This window comes from Streptacidiphilus neutrinimicus, from assembly GCF_000787815.1.
GTDB lineage: Bacteria > Actinomycetota > Actinomycetes > Streptomycetales > Streptomycetaceae > Streptacidiphilus > Streptacidiphilus neutrinimicus.
In genome coordinates, this window is the sequence record NZ_BBPO01000003.1 from 157,032 (window position 1) to 172,135 (window position 15,104).

A 15,104-nucleotide genomic window follows, 5' to 3' on the forward strand; every position below is an offset into this window, starting at 1 on the left:
CCGGGGAGGCCCCGGTCAAACCTTTTCCTTCGCCCCCGGCGGCCGCCTGCTCCCCCCGCCGCTGAGCTCCGGCTGCCTCGCCGGCATCACCCGCGCGCTCGTGCTGGAGTGGACCGACGCGGAGGAGGCCGACCTGCCGTACTCGGTGCTGGAGGAGGCCGAGGAGGTCTTCCTGACCGGGACGCTGCGCGACGTCCAGGCGGTCGCCCGGATCGACGGGCGCGACCTGCCGGGCGCCCCGGGCCCCGTCGCAGCCAAGGCCATGTCCGTCTTCGTCGAGCGGATGGCCGCCGACTTCGAACCCTGACCGCCCCTCTCCCAGCGTCCCCTGAGGCCAGCGACCCGTGAGGAGCACTGCTTGACCACCACTCTGCGGCCGACCGGCCCTGAACGCGTCGACGAGCACGGCAGCCGGGAGCGCGGGTACGTCGTCTGCGTCAACGGCCGTACCGTCGGCGGCATCCAGCTCCAGGCCTCAGCCGCGGGGAGCGGACGGATCCGCGGGCTCGCGATCGAGGAGCGGGACCGCGGACGCGGACGCGGCACCACGGCGGTGCTGGCCGCCGAGGAGATCCTCCGCTCGTGGGGCTGCACCCGGGCCGAGGGATCCGTCGTCGGGGCGGAGGGCCCGGAGATCGAGCGGGTGCTGCGCTGGACGCGGAGCCTCGGCTACGGGCCGACCGCGCGCAACATGGTCAAGGCCCTCCCGCCGGTGCCGCCGGAGCTGCCCGCCGGTCTCACCCCCCGGCCGCTGACCGCCGCGGAGTTCACGGTCTGGCACGACGCGCAGCAGGCGAGCTACGCCGAGATGCTGGTCCGGCACACCGGGCACAGCCCCGAGCAGGCCGCTGCCAAGTCGGCCGCGGACCACGCGCACCTGTTCCCGCAGGGGCAGCACTCCCCGGGCGTCTCGATCGACAACCTGCTGGCCGGGGACGAGGTGGTCGGCACGATCTGGGTCTCCACCCTGACCGCGGACACCGCCGCGGAGGCAGGCGCGGGCACCGGCACGGACGCCGGTACGGACGCGGTCGCGGAGCCGCGGGCCGCGTGGGTCTACAACGTCAAGGTGCGCGAGGCGTTCCGCGGCCGCGGCTACGGCCGCGCGCTCATGCTGCTGGCCGAGCGGGTGACGCTCGCCGCGGGCCTGCGCGAGCTCGCACTGAACGTCCACGCGGGCAACGTGCCGGCCGAGCGGCTCTATGAGTCGCTCGGCTACCGCACCTTCCGCTGGGCGGTGGCCAAGCAGCTCTGAGCCGCGCCCCCGACGGCTCGGGATCAGGTCATCCCAGGAGGGACTCGATCCGCTCCCGCAGCCCGTCCTGGCTCTTCGAGCCGTCGAGGAGCTTGCCCGCGACGACGTAGGTCGGCGTGCCCTTGACGCCGATGGCCTTGGCCTCGGCGTGGTCGGCCTCGACCGTGAAGCTGTGGCGGCCGTCGATCAGCGCGGTGTCCAGCTCCTCGCCGTCCAGCTCCAGCTCGTTGGCCAGCTTGACCAGGAAGCCTGTGCCGCCGCGGTCCAGCTCCTCCACCCGGCCCAGCAGCGCCTCGACGAACGGCCAGCCACGGCCCTGGGCGAAGGCCTCCTCCGCCGCCTCCGCGGCCGGGAAGGCGAACTTGTGCTTCTCGAGGGGGAAGTGCCGCAGCACGATGTCGACGGCGTCACCGTGCGCGGCGCGCAGGGCCCGGACGTCGTCGAGGGCGGTCGCGCAGTCGGGGCACTGGAGGTCGCACCAGAACTCGACGGTCCTGGGCGTGGAACTTTCGGTCATGCTCGCAAGTCTCCCATTGTGGGAAGGAGTGAACGCAGCGGGCAGGATGGAATGGCAGCCGCAGCAAGGGGAGCACGATCATGACAGCGATCATCTGCATGGCACTCTCGGCCCTCGGCGTCGTGATCGCCGTGCTGACCGCCCTGCGCGGCCGGAGGCGGGCGGCGTTGCGCTGGCTCGCGGTGGCGCTGGTGCCTACGGGCCTGTATCTGACGGGCCTGATCCCGGTGTTCCACACCATCGGCACCACGCTCGCGCACTGGGCGACCCACCTCGTCTTCGACCCCAGGGTCTGGGTCGGCATCGCCATGCTGGGCGGCACCGTGCTGCTCCTGCTGGCGACGGGCGTCCGCTTCGGGCGAGGAGGGGGCGGCAAGGAGAAGGGCGAGGTGCCCGCCCGCGGTGGGAAGCCCACCGCTCCGTCCGGACGTCCCGCCGGGGCCGCGCTGCCGGCGAAGAAGGACGCGCCGACGGCGGATCTGGGCGACTTCTCGGACGTCGAGGAGATCCTCAAGCGTCGAGGGATCTGAACGGGGCGGGGGAGCCGGGCTGCGGCCTCACCCGGGCCTGCCGCTCCCAGAGGACGAGGCCGACGAGCAGCGCCGTCGTCACGGCGAGCGCCGTGCCGCCGCCGGACCACCGCAGCGCGGGGACGCCGGCGGCGAGGACCGCGACCGCCGCGACGAGGCGCCGCAGCGGCCAGTCGTCGGCCAGCGCGCGGTGGAAGCAGGTCATGCCCAGGAGGAACAGCGCGACGCCGAGCGGGAGCAGGACGGCGGAGAGCGCGTGCAGGGGGTGGGTGAACGACTCCAGCGACTTCTGCATGCCGACCGCCGTGACCGCGATCCCGAAGATCAGCACCAGATAGGCGTACCCGAAGGACCAGAGCGCGGCGTGCGGTCGCCGTTCGGCCGGGATCCGCTCCAGCAGGGCGGCGCTGTCCTCCTCCTCGCGGTCGAAGTAGAGCCACCACATCGCCGCGGTGGCCGCCAGCGCGAAAAGCGAGCCGACCAGGACGGTGGTGAGGTCGTCCAGGCGGCTCGCGGCTGCGCCGACCTCCGTGATCGACTCGCCCAGCACGATGATCACCGCGAGCCCGTGCCGTTCGACGAAGTGGCCGACGCCGACGGTGAATCCGCCCACGCCGGAGAGGAACGGCGTGACCCACTCCATCAGGCATGCGAGCAGCCACACCCAGGCACGCTGCTCGGCGGGCACGAAACCGGCGCCCAGCACGACCAGCGCGCTGGCGATGTTGTACGGGCCGATCCGGTGGATGCCGCGCTGCCCGGACGTGCCCAGGAATCCGACGAAGTGGACGGCGACCACGGCCAGGTAGGCGGCGCCGAAGACCACGCCCCACGGCCCCGGTCCGGAAGCGCGCGGCACGGCCAGCGACATCACGAAGAAGCCCGCCGTGCCGAGCAGCAGGTGCAGCCGGGGCCCGGTGCGCTCCAGATCGAGCGCGTTGGTCAGCCAGGCGAAGCCCCCGTACATCCACCAGGTGATCGTCAGCAGCAGAGCGGAGCGGGCCAGCCCGCCGAGGTCCGGGTGCTCGGCCAGGACGCCCGCGATCTGCGTGATCGTGAAGACGAAGACCAGGTCGAAGAAGAGCTCCAGCGACCGCACCGACTCGGCGGCGTCCGGAGCGGCCCCGGAAGCCTCCGGAGCATCCGACGCGGGCGACGCGGGCGACGCGGACGGCTCGGACGACGCGGACGGCTCGGACGACGCGGACGGCTCGGGCGGCTCGGACGGCTCGGAGGAGGCTGAGGGATTGCCGGCGGAGGGGTCCGGCGTCACGAACCGACGCCCACGCCGCCGCGCTCGGCCTCCGCCGGCGGCGCGGTGCGCTGCCGCGCCCGGTAGGCGGCGACGTGCAGGCGGTTGCCGCAGGTGCGGCTGTCGCAGTAGCGGCGGGAGCGGTTGCGGGAGAGGTCCACGAAGACGCGCACGCAGTCGGGGGCCTCGCAGTGGCGCAGCCGGTCGCGCTCACCGGCGACGATCACCATCGAGAGGGCGATGCCGGACTCGGCGGCCAGCCGGTCGGCGAGGGCGGCGCCGGGCGCGAAGTAGTGGACGTGCCAGTCGTGGCCGTCGTGGTCGGTCAGCCGCGGCGTGGTGCCGGCCCGGGCGATCATCGCGTTGAGCAGCTCGGCCGCGTCCCGGGTGCTCGTCGCGTCAAGCACCTCCCAGAACCGCTGCCGCAGCCGGCGCACGGCGTCCAGATCGGTCTGCGTGAGCTGCCCGACGTCGCTCAGCTCGCGCCGGACGACGAACCCGCGCAGCGCGGCGAGGTCCGCCAGCCCCTCGTGGCCGCAGGCCTGGGGGGAGGTGTTCAGCAGTTCCACCAGCGCGTCGAGTGCGCACTCGGTGTCGTGGGTGATCAGCACGGCGGGGCTCCTGGCTCGTCCGTACGTGGCGCGACTGGTAGCGGAGAGCCTACATGGACCGGCTCGTTGTCGTTCATGTCCACGCCGAGTCGCGTCACGCCGGTGCGACCTGCAACGACGACGCCGCCACGATCGCTTGGATCGCAGCGGCGTATCGCGCCGCGCCGCGCGCCCCCGAGTCAGCACGCCTGCGCAGTTGGTTGAGTGCGTTGTACGGGCCTCGGACGCCCGGGGTACGGGCGCCGGAAGCCTCAGCTCTCGGCCAGGATGTGGCTCAGCTCCCTGTCCAGGTCGAAGTGGCGATGCTCCGTCCCCGGAGGGACGGCGGCGTCGGTGCGCTTGAGGAAGGACTCCAGCGCTCGCGCCGGGGCCTCCAGCAGGGCTTCTCCTTCCGGAGAGCTCAGGGCGATGCAGACGACTCCTTGTCCGTGGCTGCGGGAGGGCCACACCCGGACATCGCCGGTCCCGGTCGGCCGGTGCAGCCCCTCCGCGAGGAGGTCGCGGGCGAACACCCAGTCGACGGTCTCGTCGGCGCCCGTGTGGAAGGTGGCGTGCACGGCATAGGGGTCGGCCGTGTCGTAGCGCAGCCCCGCCGGAACGGGGAGGGAAGACTCGCTCGACACGATGAGGCGCAGGTGCAGCTCGCAGCTGACCGTGGTGTTCATAAGCGCCAAGGCCTTTCGCTCAGTGTGCGCTCGGGGATCGCACGTCGGCGAACGGACCATCCCACCTTCCGGCCCGGTGTAAACCCGTCTGTCCGGATTAGTGCGCTGCTGATACCCCATCCGGCGCAGCAGTCACAGTCGTCACACACGTCACAGTCTTGGCTGGTCGGAGCGGGCGAGCGGGCGAGGAAGGAAGGCTTACACGGATCATTTTCAGCCACCGCGTCCGCAGGGCGTTGGGCGTGCCGGAGCAGGTCCCGGCATGCGGTAGTGTTTTCCCTGCACCCGGGCGATTAGCTCAGTGGGAGAGCGCTTCGTTCACACCGAAGAGGTCACTGGTTCGAACCCAGTATCGCCCACCCGGATGCAAAGGCCCGCAGGTCAGCGACCTGCGGGCCTTTGTCGTTCGAAAAGTTCACCCGGGCGGCTCAGTCCGTCGGCTCCGGTCGGCCCGCGCTCGGGTCGGGCCGGGTCGGCCGCTTCAGCTGAAGGCCACGGCGTCCGCTCCGGCGATCACCGCGCCGGCCGTCGCCAGCTCGTGTTCGATCCGGGGGGCCGCATCCGGGGCGTAACCCTCGTGCGCGCCGGAGATCAGCACGACGCGGTAGCCGCGCTTGATCGCGCCCAGCCCGGTGGTGCGCACCGCCTCCTCGCTCCACACGCCCGCGAGCGCGATGCGGCACCCGAGCGGAAGCGCGTCCGTCAGCGCCGAGCCGAGGAAGGCGTCGTCGGCGGTGTGCTCGACGATCTGCTCGCCCGGCCACGAGCCGAAGATCAGCTCCTCTCTGCCCGTGCGCAGGTGGACCACGGGTGCGCCCTCGTTGCGGGCCCGGTTCAGCAGCTCCCGCAGGGCGGTGGTCACGGAGGGGGAGAGCAGCATGTCGCGCTGCACATTGATCAGGACGAGCACGGTGGGCATGCCCTCAAGGTAGCACTGGCGTTCGATTCGTTCGAGGCGAAACGCCGCTCGTCGGAAACGCGTTTTTCGGCATAGGCCCTGGCAGTGCTAATGTTCTCTGCGTGCCCGGGCGATTAGCTCAGTGGGAGAGCGCTTCGTTCACACCGAAGAGGCCACTGGTTCGAAACCAGTATCGCCCACCCGTGCAGCACCTGAAGGCCCCTCAGTCGAGGGGTCTTCAGTCGTTCAGGCCGCCTGCTCCAGTGGCAGCCGCAGCGGCCAGGCCCGCTCGACCCGGGCCGGGGAGCCGCTGCGGGCGAACCACTGCTCCAGGCCCCGGGCTTGGGCCGCGTGCCAGGTCGCCTGGCGCAGATGCAGCTCGGCCACGCTCAGCCCCTCCAGCGCACCGTGGTGCCGCCGCCCTATCGCGCGCGCCAACTCCAGTGCGGCGGTGGCGTCCGCAGCCGCGTCGTGCGCGGCGGTCAGCGGCACCTCGTAGTGCGCGCACAGGGCGGTCAACGTCCGGCGTCCCTTGCGGTAGCGGTCGACATGGCGGTCCACCACCCACGGGTCGACGACCAGCAGCGGTGATCCGGACGTGTACTGAGCAAGCGTCAGCCCCCGATGCCGACGCAGCTCGCGGTCCAGCAGGGTGAGGTCGTACGGGGCGTTCATCACCACCAACGGACGCCCCGTTCGAGCGTTTTCGGCCAGCGCCCGGGCGATCCCCTCCATCGCGGGGCCCGGCGCCGCGCCGTGCTCGCGCGCCCAGGCGTCGGTGAGTCCGTGCACGGCGGTGGCCTGCGCCGGGATCGGCAGGCCCGGGTCGACGACCCAGTTCTGACGCAGCAGCGGACCTCCCGGCCGCTCCTGGACCACGAGCGCGGCTGTCACGATCCGGTCGCGTTCCACGTCCACGCCGGTCGTCTCGGTGTCGAAGGACGCGAGTGCGCCCTCGTACCAGAGCGTCATCCCCGACCGCCTCCCTCGCCCTTCTCGCCTGGCTCCGTCTCCGCCGTTCCCCGAGAACCGCGAAGTGCTCACGATCGGGTGATACCCGGTCACTTTCCGCATTCAACCCTCGATCTGCCAGGTGTTTTTTCGTTTCATGCCACCCGCCGGTGGAAAGACCGGATTTGACGGGGTGTCCGGGACCGGACGGGCTTCCCCGTCGCCCAGACCGAGAGCGGCAGTGATGGCAATCTCCCTGCCCGAGCCGGCCGAGCGACCGGACGACGGGCGCACGCTTCGCGGCCAACTGGCCGTCACTTCCTGCATGGAGACGCTGCAGGTCGGCTATCTGCACGCAGTGGCCGCCGCGGCGGGCTGCGCGCTTGCCTCCCCCTTTCCCGACAACGGGATCGACTGGCACCTCAGCCACGGCAGCCCGCTGCACGTCGAGGATGACGAGGTCACCATCAAGGTCCAGCTGAAGTGCACTTACCAGATCGCGCCGAATCCGGGCGGACCCTCGTTCGGCTTCACGCTCGACAACGAGCACCTGCGCAAACTCGCCCATCCGCGGGTCGCGGTCCACAAGATCCTCGTCGTGATGCTGGTACCGCGGGAGGTCGACCAGTGGCTGCTGGCTGGACCCGACCGGCTGGAGGTGCGGCACTGCTGCTACTGGGTCAACCTGGCCGGCCATCCCGTCACCGGGCGGCGGCGGACGAATGTCCGGATACCGACTCAGCAGGTCTTCGACGATCGCGCGCTGTGCGCCATCATGGCGCGTGTGGGGGCAGGCGAGCGGCCCTGATCGACCTGATCCAGGGCACCCGGCCGCGGACCGCGGCCACCGATCGGCACAGCACCCCACCGGCGCGGGAGGCGAGGGCGTGACAGCCAGGCGGCGTGACACCACGGCAGATGCGGTGACCCCCGTGGCGCGCGCCGCCGTACGCGCGAGGGGCCCGCGTGCGGCCCTCACGGACAGCGAGGCGACCGGTGACGAGCCGGCCGTCCCCGACGCGAGCCGCGTCGACCCCGACGTGCTCACCACGCTGCTGACCCGGCATGGCTGGGTACGACGCGGCGGCGCGGGCGGCCGGTACAGCCGCTGGGCGCCACCGGAGGACCAGGAGCCCGACACCAGCCTGCTCGTCCCCGCCGACCGCGGGTTCGACGACAGCGTGGACCTGATCGAGGAGAGCCTCGGCACGCTCGCCCGCTCCGGCGTGCCCTCCGCCCGCGCCATCCTTGCGGCGCTGCTCGTGCCCGGCGACGAGATCCACTGGCGCCGGGAGGTGCCGGGCGTCGGCGGCGCGGTGTCGTGGGCGAGCGAGACGGAGCTGCGAGACGCGGCGACCGCGATGCTCGCTGCCGCCGCGAAGGCCGGACGCGCGCGCTGCGCCTACTTCGGCGCGCGGCTGGACCGGCACGCCGCCCGCTTCCTCGACCGCGTCCTGGTCGTCGCCCCGGGCACCGGCGCGGGGCTGCTCACCGCCTACACGCCGGCGCCGACCGACCGTCCCGCCGCGACCACCCTCGTGCTCGCTCTGGAGGCGCTGCGCGAGGCCGTCGACCTGCAGCGCGCCACCGGACGCACGGACGCCTTCGACAACGGCGTCCGGCTCGGGCTGAGCCGGGAGCTGATCTGCTCCGTCGTGCTGCTGGTGCGCGGCAGCGAGGGCGCCCGGGTCAGCCTGCACTGGTCCGCGCAGGTCGGCCCGCCGCCGGGCTTCGGCAGCCGGCGCCCCGCGATCGAGTTCTCGCCCGGCGACCTGCCCGCGCTCACGGACGCGGCGGCGCGGCTCGAACGCAGCGAGCCGCCGGTCGAGGTCGAGCTCACCGGGGCCGTCGTCCGGCTCAAGCGTGCGGCGCCCGGCAGCGCCGGCACGGTCCGCCTGCGCGTCCTGAGCGGCGCGGACGTGGACGAGGTCCGCGTCAAGCTCCCCGACGCCGAGTACCGCGTCGCCGTGGCCGCGCACCTCGACGGCACCCCCGTCCGCCTGCGCGGCCGCCTCGAACGCAAGGGCGGCTTCCGCAGGGTCGCCGGCGCGCGCGACCTGACCCCGGTCGAGCTGGACGACGCCGAGCGCGAGCGGCTGGCCAAGACCCTCCGCCTCCGCGCGGGCCTGGCCGGAGGCGGCGCGGACCCGGAGGACGAGACGGACTGAGCCGGTCGCACCGCCCAGGGGCGTGAGGCTCTGCCCGATACGCGGCTCCGCCGCTCCGCCGCGTGGGCGCGAGAAGCCCACCCGAGCGGGATGGCTCTGCTCGCTCGGGATCTCCATGCGGCGGGTGGCTGGTCCCGCAGAGCCTCGCGCCCCTGATGAGTGCGACTTCCCGGGTAACATCGTGCTCGCGCAGCGTTCCAGCTGCCGTCAGCCGAGAGTCAGGAGAGTCCGGTGTCGGACGTCCGTGTGGTCATCAGTCGCGAACCCGATCGGGAAGACCGCGTGGTGACGACGGGCACGACGGCCGCCGAGCTCTTCCAGGGCGAGCGCGCCGTCATCGCCGCCAAGGTCGGCGGCGAGCTCAAGGACCTCACCTATGTCGTCCAGGACGGCGACGAGGTCGAGCCGGTCGAGATCACCAGCGAGGACGGCCTCAACATCCTGCGCCACTCCACCGCGCACGTGATGGCCCAGGCCGTGCAGGAGGTCTTCCCGGAGGCCAAGCTCGGCATCGGCCCGCCGATCAAGGACGGCTTCTACTACGACTTCGACGTCGAGAAGCCGTTCACTCCCGAGGACCTCAAGGTCATCGAGAAGAAGATGCAGGAGATCCAGAAGCGCGGCCAGCGCTTCCAGCGCCGCGTGGTGACCGAGGACGCCGCCCGCGAGGAGCTGGCGAGCGAGCCGTACAAGCTGGAGCTGATCGGCCTCAAGGGCTCCGCGAGCTCCGAGGACGGCGCGAACGTCGAGGTGGGCGGCGGCGAGCTGACCATCTACGACAACCTGGACGCCAAGACCGGCGAGCTCTGCTGGAAGGACCTCTGCCGCGGTCCCCACCTGCCCAGCACGCGCCTGATCCCGGCCTTCAAGCTGATGCGCAACGCCGCGGCGTACTGGCGCGGCAGCGAGAAGAACCCGATGCTCCAGCGCATCTACGGCACCGCCTGGCCGTCCAAGGACGAGCTGAAGGCGTACCTCGACTTCCTGGAGGAGGCCGAGAAGCGCGACCACCGCAAGCTCGGCTCCGAGCTGGACCTCTTCTCGATCCCCGAGCAGATCGGCTCCGGCCTCGCGGTCTTCCACCCCAAGGGCGGCATCATCCGCCGGGCCATGGAGGACTACTCGCGCAAGCGGCACGAGGAGGCGGGCTACGAGTTCGTCTACACCCCGCACGCCACCAAGGGCACCCTGTTCGAGCAGTCGGGCCACCTGGACTGGTACGCCGACGGCATGTACCCGCCCATGCAGCTCGACGAGGGCGTGGACTACTACCTCAAGCCCATGAACTGCCCGATGCACAACCTGATCTTCGACGCCCGCGGGCGCTCCTACCGTGAGCTGCCGCTGCGCCTGTTCGAGTTCGGGACGGTGTACCGGTACGAGAAGTCCGGCGTGGTGCACGGCCTGACCCGCGCCCGCGGCTTCACCCAGGACGACGCGCACATCTACTGCACCAAGGAGCAGATGGCGGACGAGCTCGACTCGCTGCTGACCTTCGTGCTGGATCTGCTGCGCGACTACGGCCTGAACGACTTCTACCTGGAGCTCTCCACCAAGGACCCGGAGAAGTACATCGGGTCGGACGAGGTCTGGGAGGAGGCGACCGAGACGCTGCGCAAGGCCGCCGAGAAGCAGGGCCTGCCGCTGGTCCCGGACCCGGGCGGCGCGGCCTTCTACGGCCCGAAGATCTCCGTCCAGGCCAAGGACGCGATCGGCCGCACCTGGCAGATGTCGACCATCCAGGTCGACTTCAACCTGCCGGAGCGCTTCGACCTCGAGTACACCGCGCCCGACGGCTCGCGCCAGCGCCCGGTCATGATCCACCGCGCCCTGTTCGGCTCGATCGAGCGCTTCTTCGCGGTGCTGCTGGAGCACTACGCCGGCGCGATGCCGCCGTGGCTGGCCCCGGTCCAGGCGGTCGGCATCCCGATCGGCGACGCCCACGTCGAGTACCTGCAGGAGTTCGCCCGCGAGGCGAAGGCCAAGGGCCTGCGGGTGGACGTGGACGCCTCCGGCGACCGGATGCAGAAGAAGATCCGCAACCACCAGAAGCTGAAGACCCCGTTCATGATCATCGTCGGCGACGAGGACATGGCGGCCGGCACGGTCTCGTTCCGCTACCGCGACGGCTCCCAGGAGAACGGCGTCGCGCGCGCCGACGCCCTGGCCAAGCTCGTCGACGTGGTCGAGCGCCGGGTGCAGGTGTGAGCGGCAGCCGAGTCTGACCGCCGAGTAGGGCGAAGGTGAGGGCGGTCCCGACCGGACCGCCCCCACGTCTATGCTGATCAGCATGACGACGGAGCCGGAGCAGCAGTACGGAGCGGGCGCCCCCGACGGGTTCGGGCGCCTGTGGACCCCGCATCGGATGGCGTACATCCAGGGCGAGTCCAAGCCCACCGGCCCGGCCCCCGACGACGGCTGCCCGTTCTGCGCGATCCCGTCCATGACGGACGAGGACGGCCTCATCGTCCGCCGCGGCGTCCACGCGTACGCGGTCCTCAACAAGTACCCGTACAACGGCGGTCACTTGATGGCCGTCCCGTACCGCCACGTGGCCGACTACACGGAGTTGACGGCGGACGAGACCCTGGAGATCGCCGAGCTCACCAAGCAGGCCATGACGGCCCTGCGCAAGGCGTCCAACGCCCACGGCTTCAACATCGGCATCAACCAGGGCTCCGCCGGCGGCGCCGGCATCGCCGCCCACCTCCACCAGCACGTGGTCCCGAGGTGGGGCGGCGACACCAACTTCATGCCCGTCGTCGGTCACGTGAAGGTGCTGCCGCAGATGCTCGGCGACACCCGCAAGCTGATCGCCGACGCCTGGCCGGAGTAGCCGCCGGGCAGCCGGCTACATCAGCAGGGCGCGTTCGCCGAAGGTCCAGGCCGTCGTGGTGAGCAGGTAGAGCGCGCCGGCCAGCGGCAGCACCAGCGCGAACAGCGCCGTACCGAACGGCAGCAGGGCCAGCAGACGCGGGCCCTGCGGTGAAAGACGCCGTCCTCGGCGGTAGTTGAGAAAGCCGAGGGCCAGCAGGACGAGCAGGATCGCGCCGAAGACCATCGCGGTGGGCAGGCTCGTGCCGGCCACGGCCAGGTGGGCGCCGAGCGGCACGCCGAGAAGCGTGTGCGCGAGCAGGGCCTGGCCGGTCGGGTCAGCGACGCCGGTGAAGAGCCGGTACATCACCGAGAAGACCGGGATCTGCAGCAGCATCGGCAGGCACCCGGCCAGCGGCGAGGCGCCCTCCTCCCGGTAGAGCGCGGAGAGCTCGCGCTGCATCCGCTCCGGGCTTCCCGCGTGCTTCCTGCGCAGCGCGGCCACGCGCGGCGCAAGGCGGGCGCGGGTCTTCTCGCCCCGGGCGGCGGCCCGGGCGAACGGGTGGAGCAGCAGCCGGATGACCACCGTGAACAGGACCACGGCGAGCGCGGCCGGGACCAGGTGGGCGAGGGCGGCGACGAGCTGTCCCGCCTCCCGGGCCACCGGATCGAGGAGCGCGAACGGGGAGAGCGCGGGCAGCGCGAGGTAGGCGTGCATGACAGAGGAACCCTTCGACGGCGTCGCGTGACGCGGTGATGTGCCGGGACGCGGAAGGGCGGGTACGGACTGCGGCTGCGCTAGTCGGTGACCGCCCGGAGGCGGGCGGCCGGGGCTCGTGGGCGGCGTCGGCCGCGCGCGTCCGGGTCGCGTTGCGGCATGAAGTCGGTGTGCCACGCGTACGCGCGCAGCGGCCCCCGCCGCCGTGCGGCTCCAGCGTCGGCCGCCAGCAGCCGGACGCTCTCGCGGACCGCGCGGTGGGTCGCGGAGCTCACCAGCAGGGCGAGTGTGGCGAGGGCGGCGACCGCGAGGAGCGGCCCGTGAGCGGGCAGCAGCAGGTGGAGCGTCTGCGCAGGCAGCAAGGTCAGCACGGTCAGTCCGCGTCGTAGACGTCGGCCTTGAAGGGCCGGATGTTCTGGACCTCGCCGCTGAGCATCGCGGAGCGGGCCTGGAAGCGCTCGAGGTTGATGTCGTGGTCGGCCAGCAGCTCCATCGCGCCCGCGTGGCAGGCACGGAGGAACGGGGTGGCGACGCGGATCGCGTCGTCCGCCATGAAGCGGTGGGTCCACGGACGGCCCGCCCAGGCGGAGCGGATGCCGAAGGGCTCGGGGAGCTTGACCGAGCCGCCGAGCCAGTTGAGCAGCGTCGCGCTCCACGGCCAGGTGAAGGGCGCGCGGGTGGCGAGGCGGACCACCTCGGCGTTGTTGACGATCGGCAGCTTGACCGTCACCTCCTCCCAGAACTTGCCGCGCTTGGCGACGGTCTTCTCCGGGGGCGCCGCCTTCTTGCCGAAGAGCGGGTTGACCGGCCCGAGCGCGTGGCCGGTCACCTCGATGCGCAGGGTGTCGTGCAGGACGGAGACGTTCGCCATCAAGGTGACGATCAACTGTCCGTTCCAGAGCACGAACTGGGCCCCCAGGTAGTGGCGGGGGCCCTCGCCGAAGGTCTGCTTGTTGGCCAGGTCCGCGACCGAGACCTGGCGCATCCGGAAGCCGTCCATGTCCGGGCCCGAGGGCCGGGAGATCTCGTCGGCGCCCTCGCCGACCGGTAGCAGCACCCAGTGGTCCACCCGGACGCCGGGGATGCCGCCCTCGGAGACCGCGCTGCGCCCGAGCCGGTGCAGATGCTCCTCGATCTTGCGGACCAGGTCGAAGTTGTGGAACGGCCGGATCTCCTGGTGCCCCTCGGCCGGGGTCAGCTGCTCCGCCAGACTCCAGGAGGCCCAGCGCGGGCCTATCCCGAGGATGCCCTTGGAGCCCGCGTAGTGGCCGATGTTGGAGTCCTGCTCGGCCAGCAGCTCGGCGAGGCGCTGACGCTGGTTCTCCGCCTTGTGGTCGTCCGGCCCCTTCGGCACCGCGCCCGGCACGGTCGGCCCGAGGGCGGTGCCCTCCAGCAGCCCGTTCCACCGGTCGCGCAGCTTCTGCGCCGTGTTGAGGCAGATCCGTCGCGCCAGGTACCAGCCGACCAGCGGCACGATCGTCATCACGCGCAGGTAGAGCCCCCAGAACCCGCTGGTGTGCGGCCGCCAGGCGAGCAGCCCGGCGATCACCATGACCACGCCCAGGCCGATGTTCTGGTACAGCTCGCGGTTCTTCTCGGGCGTGCGGCGGGCGATCTCGAACACCAGCAGCCACAGCAGCGTGCCCGGCAGGAAGAGCAGCCCGAAGACCGCCGCGACCAGCGTCAGCTGCTTGTCCCGCTGGTGCCGCACGTCCTCCGCCTCGAGGCAGTGCTCGACGACGATGCGCGGTTGGAGGCCGTACGACGGCACGATCGGCTTGCGCTTCGCGCCCAGGGTGCGGGCGATCAGCGCCTCGCAGAAGGCCTCGCCCAGGTTCGGGGAGAGCAGCTTGATCCGTCCCGGCTTGGACTTGGTCTCCGGGTGCAGATCGATCAACTGCTTGAAGTCGCCGTCCCGGTAGGCCATGGACGACAGGGAGGTCGTGGCCCCGGAACTGGGCGACGGGTCGGTACGGAGCACCTGGGGCCCGAAGGGTCCATCGCTCATCGTCGCGGTTCCTCCCCTGAACGCGTGTCAACGGGCGTGCCCTGCCAGGGTATCGCTGTGGATCACGCCATGTCAGCGGGTTGCCCCCACGCACTCGCGGAGGGACCTGCGAGAATGCGTTCATGGACATCTCGGCGGGCACACCGGTCCTGGTCTACGACGGCGACTGCGCGTTCTGCACGTCCTCGCTGCTGTTCGGCGAGCGCCTGCTGGGCACGGAGGGGTGGGCCTCGGTCCCGTTCCAGTTCGCGGACCTGGACCCGGCGCTGCGGGCCCGCGCCCGGACCGAGGTCCTCTGGATCACCCCGACCGGCCGCGTCTACGGCGGGGCCGACGCGGTCGCCAAGGTCCTGCTGCGGACCCGCCGCGCGCCGTGGAACGCGCTCGGCGGGGCGATGCTGCTCCCGGGCGTGCGTGCGGCCACGGCCGCCCTCTACCGCCTGGTGGCCCTGAACCGCCACCGCCTCCCGGGCGGCACCCCCGCCTGCGCCCTCCCGCCCCGCTAGGGCCGGTCCGGGGAGCTACCCCTGGACCAGCCCCGGAGCCCGGCTTTCCGGCCGTCCCAGCTCCGCGGCCTGACGGCGGCCCAGCTCCGAGAGGCGGCTCGGGAGCCGGCCGGTGGCGATGCCCGCCGCGTTGTCGGTGGTCGTGCAGTGGGTCTCGTAGACGATCTCTACGGCCATCGGACTCCCTCGGCGGAGTCGCCGGGTCGGCCCG

General features: G+C 72.0%; 18 protein-coding genes and 2 tRNA genes. 10 read left to right on the forward strand and 10 right to left on the reverse strand.

Annotated elements, in window-relative coordinates; translation table 11 throughout:
• Positions 1-307 (forward strand): aminotransferase class IV (locus TR48_RS03720; RefSeq protein WP_174501664.1); only part of this gene is annotated, 307 nt, incomplete at its 5' end.
• Positions 308-358: 51 nt separating this feature from the next.
• The gene (locus tag TR48_RS03725) at positions 359-1,255 is read left to right on the forward strand and encodes a GNAT family N-acetyltransferase (RefSeq protein WP_042364368.1); all 897 of its coding nucleotides are present in this window, start codon (positions 359-361) and stop codon (positions 1,253-1,255) included.
• 28 nt (positions 1,256-1,283) lie between these two features.
• Here the strand turns inward: TR48_RS03725 and TR48_RS03730 are convergent, their stop codons facing one another.
• Positions 1,284-1,772 carry a DsbA family protein gene (locus TR48_RS03730; protein ID WP_042364369.1) on the reverse strand — a complete coding sequence of 163 codons (489 nt, stop codon included), beginning with the start codon at positions 1,770-1,772 and terminating at the stop codon, positions 1,284-1,286.
• A gap of 80 nt (positions 1,773-1,852) precedes the next feature.
• Between TR48_RS03730 and TR48_RS03735 the strand changes: the two genes are divergently transcribed.
• Positions 1,853-2,302: a hypothetical protein gene (locus tag TR48_RS03735; RefSeq protein ID WP_052442376.1), complete on the forward strand. Its 450-nt coding sequence runs from the start codon at positions 1,853-1,855 to the stop codon at positions 2,300-2,302.
• On the opposite strand, the gene TR48_RS03740 is transcribed toward TR48_RS03735, so the two are convergent.
• From TR48_RS03740 to TR48_RS03755, 3 genes are all read right to left on the reverse strand, one after another.
• The gene (locus TR48_RS03740; protein WP_052442377.1) at positions 2,283-3,575 is read right to left on the reverse strand and encodes a low temperature requirement protein A; all 1,293 of its coding nucleotides are present in this window, start codon (positions 3,573-3,575) and stop codon (positions 2,283-2,285) included. The genes TR48_RS03735 and TR48_RS03740 overlap by 20 nt on opposite strands.
• A complete protein-coding gene (locus TR48_RS03750; RefSeq protein WP_042364371.1) occupies positions 3,572-4,165 on the reverse strand; it encodes a CGNR zinc finger domain-containing protein in 594 nt (197 codons plus the stop codon). Before TR48_RS03750 ends, TR48_RS03740 begins: the two co-directional genes overlap by 4 nt.
• Positions 4,166-4,416: 251 nt before the next feature.
• Positions 4,417-4,830 (reverse strand): SsgA family sporulation/cell division regulator, encoded by a 414-nt coding sequence (locus TR48_RS03755; RefSeq protein WP_034091203.1) that lies wholly within the window; start codon positions 4,828-4,830, stop codon positions 4,417-4,419.
• A gap of 287 nt (positions 4,831-5,117) precedes the next feature.
• On the opposite strand from TR48_RS03755, the gene TR48_RS03760 reads away from it, so the two are divergent.
• Positions 5,118-5,189 (forward strand) — tRNA-Val (locus TR48_RS03760).
• Positions 5,190-5,311: 122 nt separating this feature from the next.
• Here TR48_RS03760 and TR48_RS03765 read toward each other — a convergent pair.
• Positions 5,312-5,749 (reverse strand): isochorismatase family protein, encoded by a 438-nt coding sequence (locus TR48_RS03765; protein WP_052442378.1) that lies wholly within the window; start codon positions 5,747-5,749, stop codon positions 5,312-5,314.
• A gap of 107 nt (positions 5,750-5,856) precedes the next feature.
• Between TR48_RS03765 and TR48_RS03770 the strand changes: the two genes are divergently transcribed.
• Positions 5,857-5,928, forward strand: a tRNA-Val gene (locus TR48_RS03770).
• Positions 5,929-5,974: 46 nt separating this feature from the next.
• Here TR48_RS03770 and TR48_RS03775 read toward each other — a convergent pair.
• Complete coding sequence (locus tag TR48_RS03775; RefSeq protein ID WP_042364372.1) at positions 5,975-6,700, reverse strand: exonuclease domain-containing protein; 726 nt, start codon at positions 6,698-6,700, stop codon at positions 5,975-5,977.
• A 223-nt stretch (positions 6,701-6,923) separates the two neighbouring features.
• On the opposite strand from TR48_RS03775, the gene TR48_RS03780 reads away from it, so the two are divergent.
• From TR48_RS03780 to TR48_RS03795, 4 genes are all read left to right on the forward strand, one after another.
• Complete coding sequence (locus TR48_RS03780) at positions 6,924-7,487, forward strand: DUF4365 domain-containing protein (RefSeq protein WP_042364373.1); 564 nt, start codon at positions 6,924-6,926, stop codon at positions 7,485-7,487.
• A 115-nt stretch (positions 7,488-7,602) separates the two neighbouring features.
• Positions 7,603-8,847 carry a hypothetical protein gene (locus TR48_RS03785; protein WP_152627777.1) on the forward strand — a complete coding sequence of 415 codons (1,245 nt, stop codon included), beginning with the start codon at positions 7,603-7,605 and terminating at the stop codon, positions 8,845-8,847.
• A gap of 231 nt (positions 8,848-9,078) precedes the next feature.
• Entirely contained in the window at positions 9,079-11,055 is a 1,977-nt protein-coding gene (thrS, locus tag TR48_RS03790) for a threonine--tRNA ligase (protein WP_042364375.1), read from the forward strand.
• Positions 11,056-11,125: 70 nt separating this feature from the next.
• Positions 11,126-11,683, forward strand: coding sequence for an HIT family protein (locus TR48_RS03795; RefSeq protein ID WP_042364376.1), 558 nt, complete (start codon positions 11,126-11,128; stop codon positions 11,681-11,683).
• A gap of 15 nt (positions 11,684-11,698) precedes the next feature.
• Here TR48_RS03795 and TR48_RS03800 read toward each other — a convergent pair whose 3' ends face one another.
• The 3 genes from TR48_RS03800 to TR48_RS03810 all read right to left on the reverse strand — a co-directional run bounded on the left by TR48_RS03800 (position 11,699) and on the right by TR48_RS03810 (position 14,387).
• The gene (locus TR48_RS03800) at positions 11,699-12,379 is read right to left on the reverse strand and encodes a YidC/Oxa1 family membrane protein insertase (protein ID WP_084728742.1); all 681 of its coding nucleotides are present in this window, start codon (positions 12,377-12,379) and stop codon (positions 11,699-11,701) included.
• A gap of 80 nt (positions 12,380-12,459) precedes the next feature.
• Positions 12,460-12,750, reverse strand: coding sequence for a DUF6412 domain-containing protein (locus TR48_RS03805; RefSeq protein ID WP_052442379.1), 291 nt, complete (start codon positions 12,748-12,750; stop codon positions 12,460-12,462).
• A gap of 2 nt (positions 12,751-12,752) precedes the next feature.
• Complete coding sequence (locus tag TR48_RS03810; RefSeq protein ID WP_042364377.1) at positions 12,753-14,387, reverse strand: AbeC-like domain-containing protein; 1,635 nt, start codon at positions 14,385-14,387, stop codon at positions 12,753-12,755.
• A gap of 122 nt (positions 14,388-14,509) precedes the next feature.
• Between TR48_RS03810 and TR48_RS03815 the strand changes: the two genes are divergently transcribed.
• Positions 14,510-14,893, forward strand: a complete 384-nt coding sequence (locus tag TR48_RS03815; protein ID WP_042364378.1) for a thiol-disulfide oxidoreductase DCC family protein — start codon at positions 14,510-14,512, stop codon at positions 14,891-14,893.
• A 15-nt stretch (positions 14,894-14,908) separates the two neighbouring features.
• On the opposite strand, the gene TR48_RS39995 is transcribed toward TR48_RS03815, so the two are convergent.
• Positions 14,909-15,070 carry a histidine phosphatase family protein gene (locus TR48_RS39995; RefSeq protein WP_236651998.1) on the reverse strand — a complete coding sequence of 54 codons (162 nt, stop codon included), beginning with the start codon at positions 15,068-15,070 and terminating at the stop codon, positions 14,909-14,911.
• Positions 15,071-15,104: the final 34 nt, after the last annotated feature.

Excerpts from the sequence above, each read along its gene's own strand:
- TR48_RS03765 (WP_052442378.1), bottom strand. The coding sequence starts at position 5,749 with ATGCCCACCGTGCTCGTCCTGATCAATGTGCAGCGCGACATGCTGCTC.
- TR48_RS03735 (WP_052442376.1), top strand. The coding sequence starts at position 1,853 with ATGACAGCGATCATCTGCATGGCACTCTCGGCCCTCGGCGTCGTGATC.
- TR48_RS03775 (WP_042364372.1), bottom strand. The coding sequence starts at position 6,700 with ATGACGCTCTGGTACGAGGGCGCACTCGCGTCCTTCGACACCGAGACG.
- TR48_RS03755 (WP_034091203.1), bottom strand. The coding sequence starts at position 4,830 with ATGAACACCACGGTCAGCTGCGAGCTGCACCTGCGCCTCATCGTGTCG.
- TR48_RS03810 (WP_042364377.1), bottom strand. The coding sequence starts at position 14,387 with ATGAGCGATGGACCCTTCGGGCCCCAGGTGCTCCGTACCGACCCGTCG.
- TR48_RS03800 (WP_084728742.1), bottom strand. The coding sequence starts at position 12,379 with ATGCACGCCTACCTCGCGCTGCCCGCGCTCTCCCCGTTCGCGCTCCTC.
- TR48_RS03730 (WP_042364369.1), bottom strand. The coding sequence starts at position 1,772 with ATGACCGAAAGTTCCACGCCCAGGACCGTCGAGTTCTGGTGCGACCTC.
- TR48_RS03795 (WP_042364376.1), top strand. The coding sequence starts at position 11,126 with ATGCTGATCAGCATGACGACGGAGCCGGAGCAGCAGTACGGAGCGGGC.
- TR48_RS03780 (WP_042364373.1), top strand. The coding sequence starts at position 6,924 with ATGGCAATCTCCCTGCCCGAGCCGGCCGAGCGACCGGACGACGGGCGC.
- TR48_RS03815 (WP_042364378.1), top strand. The coding sequence starts at position 14,510 with ATGGACATCTCGGCGGGCACACCGGTCCTGGTCTACGACGGCGACTGC.
- TR48_RS39995 (WP_236651998.1), bottom strand. The coding sequence starts at position 15,070 with ATGGCCGTAGAGATCGTCTACGAGACCCACTGCACGACCACCGACAAC.